Source organism: Polynucleobacter aenigmaticus, assembly GCF_002206635.1.
Taxonomy (GTDB): Bacteria; Pseudomonadota; Gammaproteobacteria; order Burkholderiales; family Burkholderiaceae; genus Polynucleobacter; species Polynucleobacter aenigmaticus.
Window position 1 is genome coordinate 150002 of the sequence record NZ_NGUO01000011.1, and the last position, 7729, is coordinate 157730.

At 47.4% G+C, this 7729-nt stretch carries 7 protein-coding genes; all 7 read left to right on the plus strand.

Translation table 11 applies throughout. The features are described from left to right. The first annotated feature begins 2 nt into the window (after positions 1 to 2). From CBI30_RS08095 to CBI30_RS08125, 7 genes are read left to right on the plus strand one after another with little or no spacing between them, the layout of a single operon-like run. The gene (locus CBI30_RS08095; protein ID WP_088527789.1) at positions 3 to 1256 is read left to right on the plus strand and encodes an NADH-quinone oxidoreductase subunit D; all 1254 of its coding nucleotides are present in this window, start codon (positions 3 to 5) and stop codon (positions 1254 to 1256) included. A 23-nt stretch (positions 1257 to 1279) separates the two neighbouring features. After that, entirely contained in the window at positions 1280 to 1786 is a 507-nt protein-coding gene (nuoE, locus tag CBI30_RS08100; protein ID WP_088527790.1) for an NADH-quinone oxidoreductase subunit NuoE, read from the plus strand. Continuing rightward, positions 1783 to 3081 carry an NADH-quinone oxidoreductase subunit NuoF gene (nuoF, locus tag CBI30_RS08105; protein ID WP_088527791.1) on the plus strand — a complete coding sequence of 433 codons (1299 nt, stop codon included), beginning with the start codon at positions 1783 to 1785 and terminating at the stop codon, positions 3079 to 3081. The genes nuoE and nuoF overlap by 4 nt, the downstream gene beginning before the upstream one ends. 31 nt (positions 3082 to 3112) lie before the next feature. After that, a complete protein-coding gene (gene nuoG / locus CBI30_RS08110) occupies positions 3113 to 5428 on the plus strand; it encodes an NADH-quinone oxidoreductase subunit NuoG (protein ID WP_088527792.1) in 2316 nt (771 codons plus the stop codon). A gap of 8 nt (positions 5429 to 5436) precedes the next feature. After that, positions 5437 to 6510 (plus strand): NADH-quinone oxidoreductase subunit NuoH, encoded by a 1074-nt coding sequence (nuoH, locus tag CBI30_RS08115; RefSeq protein WP_088527793.1) that lies wholly within the window; start codon positions 5437 to 5439, stop codon positions 6508 to 6510. An 11-nt stretch (positions 6511 to 6521) separates the two neighbouring features. Continuing rightward, entirely contained in the window at positions 6522 to 7013 is a 492-nt protein-coding gene (nuoI, locus tag CBI30_RS08120) for an NADH-quinone oxidoreductase subunit NuoI (protein ID WP_088527794.1), read from the plus strand. A 21-nt stretch (positions 7014 to 7034) separates the two neighbouring features. After that, the gene (locus tag CBI30_RS08125) at positions 7035 to 7682 is read left to right on the plus strand and encodes an NADH-quinone oxidoreductase subunit J (RefSeq protein WP_088527795.1); all 648 of its coding nucleotides are present in this window, start codon (positions 7035 to 7037) and stop codon (positions 7680 to 7682) included. Positions 7683 to 7729: the final 47 nt, after the last annotated feature.

Consider the following 7729-nt stretch of genomic DNA (forward strand, 5'->3'; position numbering starts at 1 on the left):
TCATGGCACAAATTAAGAACTACACCCTCAATTTTGGTCCTCAGCATCCTGCGGCACACGGCGTATTACGTCTAGTGCTGGAGTTGGATGGTGAAGTCATTCAGCGCGCTGATCCGCATATTGGTTTATTGCACCGCGCCACTGAAAAATTAGCAGAGACGCGTACTTGGATTCAGAACGTTCCGTATATGGATCGTTTGGACTATGTATCGATGATGGCAAATGAGCATGCTTACGTGATGGCGATTGAAAAGTTGCTACAGGTAGATGTGCCATTGCGTGCGCAATACATTCGTGTGATGTTTGATGAGTTAACTCGTTTACTCAACCACCTTTTGTGGATTGGTTGTCATGGCTTGGACGTTGGTGCCATGGCTGTGTTTTTGTATGCCTTCCGCGATCGTGAGGATATTTTCGATATGTACGAAGCGGTATCTGGCGCTCGTATGCATGCTGCTTACTACCGTCCAGGTGGCGTCTACCGCGACCTGCCAACACAAATGGCGCAGTACTCCCAATCAAAGATTCGCAGCACTTCTGCGATCAAGCGTTTAAACGAAAACCGTAGCGGAACATTGTTGGATTTCATTGAAGAGTTCTCAGGACGCTTTGATGGAAATGTGGATGAGTATTGCAACCTCTTAACGGATAACCGTATTTGGAAGCAGCGCTTGGTTGGCATTGGTGTTGTAACTCCTGAGCGTGCTTTGCAGCTCGGTTTCACTGGTCCAATGTTGCGTGGCTCAGGCATTGAGTGGGACTTGCGCAAGAAGCAGCCTTATGAAACTTACGACAAACTCGATTTTGATATTCCGGTGGGTGTCAATGGCGACTCTTACGATCGTTATCTGGTTCGCATGGAAGAAATGCGTCAATCCAATCACATCATTAAGCAGTGCATAACTTGGCTTAAAGCAAATGATGGCCCCGTCATGAGTGACAACCATAAAGTGTCTCCACCGAAGCGTGTGGACATGAAGACCAATATGGAAGAGTTGATTCATCACTTCAAACTCTTTACTGAAGGCATGCACGTTCCTGATGGTGAGGCTTACTCCGCTATTGAGCATCCAAAAGGTGAGTTTGGTATTTACTTGATTTCTGATGGCGCTAATAAGCCATACCGCATGAAAATTCGTGCTCCAGGATTTGTGCATCTTTCCGCAATGGATGAGATGTCACGTGGCCATATGTTGGCCGATGCTGTAACTATTATTGGTACCCAAGATATTGTATTCGGGGAGATTGACCGCTAATACAGCGCGCCAAGGATTAATTCATGACAACAACTCTTCAACTATCCGACAAAACGCTCGCAGACATTGCGCGCAATGTCGCGAAATACCCCCCAGAGCATAAGCAATCTGCTGTGATGGCTTGTTTAATTGCTGCCCAAACCGAAGTAGGTTGGGTGTCACCTGAGGTGATTACTACGATTGCGCAAATTTTGGAAATGCCAACGATTGCAGTTGATGAAGTGGCTACTTTCTACAATATGTATGACACCAAGCCGATTGGTAAGTACAAGTTAGTGATCTGCACCAACTTGCCTTGCCAGTTAACTCATGGTGAAACTGCCGCAACGTATTTAAAAGAAACTTTAGGTATTGGCTACAACGAGACAACGCCCTGTGGCACCTTCACCTTGAAAGAGGGTGAGTGCATGGGTGCTTGCGGGGATTCTCCAGTAATGCTGGTGAACAACAAGCGCATGTGTAGCTTTATGAGTAAAGAAAAGATTGACGCTCTGTTAAATGAACTCCGTGCAGAAGGGAAAGCAGCATGACCAGCTTGCACGATAGACACATTAAGCCTTTGATCCTGGCGGGATTGAATGGTGAGAACTGGCGTTTAAAGGATTACGAGAGCCGTGGCGGATATCAACAACTGCGTCGCATCATTAATGACAAAGTTGCACCAGATGCCATCATTGCTGAATTAAAGGCATCATCATTACGGGGTCGCGGAGGCGCAGGCTTCCCAACCGGATTGAAGTGGAGCTTTATGCCCCGCCAATTTCCAGGTCAAAAGTATTTAGTTTGTAATAGTGACGAAGGTGAGCCGGGAACATTTAAAGACCGCGACATCATGCGTTACAACCCGCATGCCTTGATTGAGGGCATGATCATTGGTGCGTACACCATGGGCATTACAACCGGTTACAACTATATCCACGGTGAAATCTGGGAAGTCTATTCTCGCTTTGAAGAAGCTCTTGAAGAAGCTCGCGCTGCTGGTTATCTTGGTGACAAGATCCTAGGAAGTGATTTCAACTTCCAATTACATGCCGCCCCAGGTTGGGGTGCTTACATCTGCGGCGAAGAGACCGCTCTCTTGGAATCGCTTGAAGGTAAGAAGGGTCAACCTCGCTTTAAGCCGCCATTCCCAGCTAGCTTTGGTTTATATGGCAAGCCAACCACGATTAACAACACAGAAACTTTTGCAGCCGTGCCATTCATTATGGCCATTGGTGGTCCAGCTTATTTAGAGCTGGGTAAGCCAAACAACGGCGGTACGAAGATTTTTTCCATCTCTGGCGATGTAACTTATCCGGGTAACTATGAGATTCCATTGGGCACTCCGTTTGCAGAGCTACTAAAGCTTGCTGGCGGTATGCGTGATGGCATTCCATTGAAGGCAGTTATTCCCGGGGGATCCTCTGCTCCGGTGATTCCTGGTGCTCAGATGATGGAGTTGACTATGGATTACGACAGCATTGCAAAAGCAGGTTCGATGTTGGGATCTGGCGCGGTCATTGTGATGAATGAAACTCGCTGCATGGTGCGCGCCTTAGAGCGCCTGTCCTATTTTTATCACGAAGAGTCATGCGGTCAGTGCACCCCATGCCGTGAGGGTACGGGTTGGTTGTGGCGCATCGTCCATCGTATTGAGCATGGTGAAGGTCGTCCAGAAGATTTAGATTTATTGAACGATGTAGCGGCAAATATTCAGGGTCGCACGATTTGCGCATTGGGTGATGCGGCTGCAATGCCAGTTCGTGGCATGTTGAAGCATTACATGGATGAATTTGCGTATCACGTAGAACATAAGCGCTGCTTAGATTCTGCAAAACCTTTATAAGACATTGAGCACGGGACATCTTAAAGTGAGCATGGTTGAAATCGAATTAGATGGTAAGGCAGTAGAAGTTCCGCAAGGTTCGATGGTGATGCACGCCGCGAACAAGCTCGGCACTTATATCCCTCACTTTTGCTATCACAAGAAATTATCTATCGCCGCTAACTGCCGTATGTGTTTGGTGGAAGTGGAGAAGGCACCAAAACCATTGCCAGCCTGTGCAACACCAGTAACGCAAGGCATGAAGGTATTTACGCATTCCGCTAAAGCAGTTGAAGCGCAGCGCTCCGTCATGGAGTTCCTCCTCATCAACCATCCTTTAGATTGCCCAATTTGCGATCAAGGTGGTGAGTGCCAATTACAAGATTTAGCGGTAGGTTACGGTAAATCGAATTCACGCTATGAAGAAGAGAAGCGGGTTGTATTTCATAAGAATGTAGGCCCATTGATCTCCATGCAGGAGATGACCCGTTGTATTCATTGCACACGTTGCGTTCGTTTCGGCCAAGAAGTGGCTGGCGTGATGGAATTGGGTATGGTCAATCGTGGCGAGCATTCTGAAATCACTACTTTCACAGGTCAAACAATTGATTCAGAGTTGTCTGGAAATATGATTGACTTGTGCCCAGTCGGCGCATTGACTAGTAAGCCATTCCGCTACGCTGCGCGTACCTGGGAATTAGGTCGTAAGCGTTCCGTAAGTCCGCATGATAGTTTGGGTGCGAATTCAACCATCCAAACTAAAGCAAACAAAGTAATGCGTGTGGTTGCCTTAGAAAATGACGCCATTAATGAATGCTGGATTAGCGATCGCGATCGTTTTTCCTATGAGGGTTTAAATAGTGCAGACCGCGTAACTACGCCTATGGTGAAGCAGGGTGGCCAGTGGTTAGAAACTGACTGGGAATCCGCTTTGGATTATGTAGCCCGCTCACTCAAAACGATTGTTTCAGAGAGTGGTCCTGAAGCGGTTGCGGCATTAGCGCACCCCATTTCTACTACTGAAGAATTGCATCTGTTGCAAAAATTGATTCGTGGCTTAGGCTCCAATCAAGTTGAAACCCGTTTGCGTCAAACTGACGTAAAAGGTGCAGCATCTACCCCTTGGTTGGGTATGCCAATCGCCCAATTGAGTGAATTAGATCGCGCTTTGGTGATTGGAAGCTTCTTACGCAAGGATCAGCCATTGATTGCTGTTCGATTGCGTGCTGGTGCTAAACGTGGCTTACAAGTCCTTCGCATTGATGCGGGTGGCGATGATTGGCTGATTCCAGCTACCGGTATTGCTACAACTCCGAGTGCATGGCTCAATTCATTAAGCGAAGTCGCATTGGCGGTTGCTAAAGCGAAGTCTGTCTCTGCACCTGCTGGCACATTTAATTTACCGGTTTCTGCTACTGCACAAAAGATTGCTGATAGCTTGCTTTCCGGTACGAAAGCAGCTGTATTGTTTGGTTCAGCTGCGATCGCACATCCTCATGCATCCGATTTGCATGTGTTGGCGCAATTCATTGCGGAACAAACAGGCGCTACCTTTGGTTTCTTGCCGGTTGGCGGTAATGCTGTAGGTGCAAGTTTGGTTAATGCTAATGGCGCTGGCGTTGGCTCTGTGCTTTCTGGCGATCGCCGTGCTGTGCTTCTGATGAATATCGAGCCAGGTGCGGATTTGCCAAATCCAGCGCAAGCACGCGCTGCTTTGGCTAAAGCTCACACTGTGATTGCTTTGAGTGCCTATAAGAGTACAGACATCTTGGAAGTGGCCGATGTCATTCTGCCGATCTCCACCTTTACAGAAACAGTGTCTACTTTTGTCAATGCAGAAGGATGCGCTCAAACCATTCAGCCTGCCGTGAAGCCTTTGGGTGATTCACGTCCAGCATGGAAAGTCTTGCGCGTACTCGGCGGCTTATTGGATTTAGATGGCTTCCTATTCAATATGCCGGAGGAAGTTTTAGGTGAAGCGCTTGGTGAAAATTACTGCACCAAGTTAAGTAACCAATCTACTGCCGCTGGATTGGTTAACGTTAACTTGGCTCCATTGAGTGGTTTAGAGCGCTTATCGGACGTTGGCATTTATGCTGGCGATCAAATTGTGCGCCGTTCATCTGCTTTGCAGTTAACGCGCGATGCGAGGCGAAGTAATCAGGTTGGTTTAGGTCAAGCACTCTTTAATGAGTTGGGCTTAAAAGAGGGTGATGCTGTGCGAGTGACCCAAGACGGTCAGTCAGTAGATTTGCCAGCAACATTGGAAGCGAATCTGGCTCAAAGTGCCGTCAGAATTTCTGCGGGCACAATGGCTAGCGCTCAATTAGGATCGATGTTTGGTCCGGTAACCGTTAGCAAAGCATAAGGGACGAGATGGATAATTTCTTGAACCTCGTTACAACTCAAGGTGAGGCTATCTTTGGATCGCTATGGCCACTCGTGTGGGCTTTGGTGCGCATCGTGATCATCGTATTGCCAATGTTTGGTGCCGTCGCCTACATGACCCTCTGGGAACGTAAGCTCATTGGCTGGATGCATATCCGCCTTGGCCCAAATCGGGTTGGCCCATTAGGTTTATTGCAACCCATTGCAGATGCATTGAAATTGCTGATGAAGGAGATCATTTCTCCAACTCAAGCTAGTAAGGTTTTGTATTTCATTGCACCAGTGATGGTGATCATGCCGGCATTTGCTGCTTGGGCTGTGATCCCATTCCAGGCAAAAATGGTCTTGGCTGATGTCAATGCGGGATTGCTGTACGTAATGGCAATCTCCTCTATTGGTGTCTATGGCGTGATCTTGGCGGGTTGGTCATCTAACTCTAAGTACCCATTTCTCGGCGCTATGCGTGCTTCAGCGCAAATGATTTCTTATGAGATCGCCATGGGCTTCGCATTGGTAACGGTGCTGTTGACATCTGGCTCATTGAACTTGAGCGCAATTGTGGCCTCACAAGATCAGGGCTACTTTGCCAGTATCGGCTTGAACTTTCTTTCATGGAACTGGTTGCCATTGCTCCCAATGTTCGTGATTTACTTTATTTCTGGCGTCGCTGAAACGAACCGTCATCCATTTGACGTGGTTGAGGGTGAGTCAGAGATTGTTGCTGGTCACATGGTTGAGTACTCCGGTATGGCCTTTGCGATGTTCTTCTTGGCTGAGTACGCCAATATGATCTTGATTGCTGCCCTAGCCTCCACCTTGTTCTTGGGCGGTTGGCTGCCAATCGTTGACTTGCCAATCCTTCGCGATATTCCAGGCTTCTTCTGGCTGTTTGCCAAAACCTTCTTCCTCTTATCTTGTGTGATTTGGTTGCGTGCCACATTGCCACGCTACCGCTATGACCAAATCATGCGTTTGGGTTGGAAGATCTTTATTCCCATCTCTGTTTTCTGGGTGGTGGTCGTTGGCGCATGGGTTGTATCTCCATGGAATATTTGGAAATAAGTTGATCAATCATGTTTAAGAAAATTTCCCAATTCCTCGATAGCTTGATGTTGAAAGATATTTTGGTCGGCATGTCTATTACCGGTCGCTATCTCTTTAAACCCAAGATCACTATTCAATACCCTGAAGAGAGAACGCCTCAATCCGTTCGCTTCCGCGGTTTGCACGCTTTGCGCCGTTATGAAAACGGGGAAGAGCGCTGCATTGGTTGTAAATTGTGCGAGGCAGTTTGCCCAGCATACGCAATCACCATTGAAACAGCGGAGCGTGATGACGGTACGCGTCGTACTAGTCGTTATGACATTGACTTAACAAAGTGTATTTTCTGTGGCTTCTGCGAAGAGGCTTGCCCAGTAGACGCGATTGTTGAAACCAATATTTTTGAGTATTTCGGTGATAAGCGTGGCGATCTGTACTTCACTAAAGAAATGCTTTTAGCCGTAGGCGATAAGTATGAAAAAGATATTGCCGCTAACCGCGCAGCTGATGCGCCTTATCGTTAATCGAATCGAGCACAACGACATATGACATTCGATACCTCTACACTCTTTGCAGCATTCTTCTACGCCTTTGCCGGCCTTTTAGTGCTCTCGGCATTGCGCGTGATTACCGCACGTAACCCTGTGCATGCAGCACTGTTCTTAGTTCTAGCTTTTTTCTGCGCCTCTGGTTTATGGATGCTCCTGAAGGCGGAGTTCTTAAGTTTGGCTTTAATCCTCGTTTATGTTGGCGCGGTGATGGTGCTCTTCTTGTTCGTGGTGATGATGCTCGATCTGGATCTTGAGCACTTGCGACGTGATTTTAAGAAATTTCTTCCTGTTGCATTCTTGATGGGCGTAGTGATTGTTTTAGAGTTGTCGATCGTATTGATTCGCAGCTTTATTGGTACTAACGTACCCGTGCAACCGATGCTTGAAGAGGTGGCAAGCAGTAATACTCACGCCCTGGGGATGTTAATTTTCGTGGACTATGTCTACGCCTTCGAGGTTGCTGGTGTCATTCTATTGGTGGCGATTATTGCCGCCGTTGCCTTGACTTTGCGTAACCGCAAAGATTCCAAGTCCCAAAATATTCATGAGCAAGTGAATGTCAATTCAGCAGATCGTATGCGCATCGTAAAGATGGACTCTGATATGGCTGCAAAGCAAGATGCTCGTGGGGAGAAGAAATGACTATTACCTTAGCCCACTATTTAGTGCTTGGCGCAATCTTGTTTGCG

Coding starts and splice junctions, on each gene's coding strand:
- nuoE (WP_088527790.1), top strand. CDS start 1,280: ATGACAACAACTCTTCAACTATCCGACAAAACGCTCGCAGACATTGCG.
- nuoH (WP_088527793.1), top strand. CDS start 5,437: ATGGATAATTTCTTGAACCTCGTTACAACTCAAGGTGAGGCTATCTTT.
- nuoG (WP_088527792.1), top strand. CDS start 3,113: ATGGTTGAAATCGAATTAGATGGTAAGGCAGTAGAAGTTCCGCAAGGT.
- CBI30_RS08095 (WP_088527789.1), top strand. CDS start 3: ATGGCACAAATTAAGAACTACACCCTCAATTTTGGTCCTCAGCATCCT.
- nuoF (WP_088527791.1), top strand. CDS start 1,783: ATGACCAGCTTGCACGATAGACACATTAAGCCTTTGATCCTGGCGGGA.
- CBI30_RS08125 (WP_088527795.1), top strand. CDS start 7,035: ATGACATTCGATACCTCTACACTCTTTGCAGCATTCTTCTACGCCTTT.
- nuoI (WP_088527794.1), top strand. CDS start 6,522: ATGTTTAAGAAAATTTCCCAATTCCTCGATAGCTTGATGTTGAAAGAT.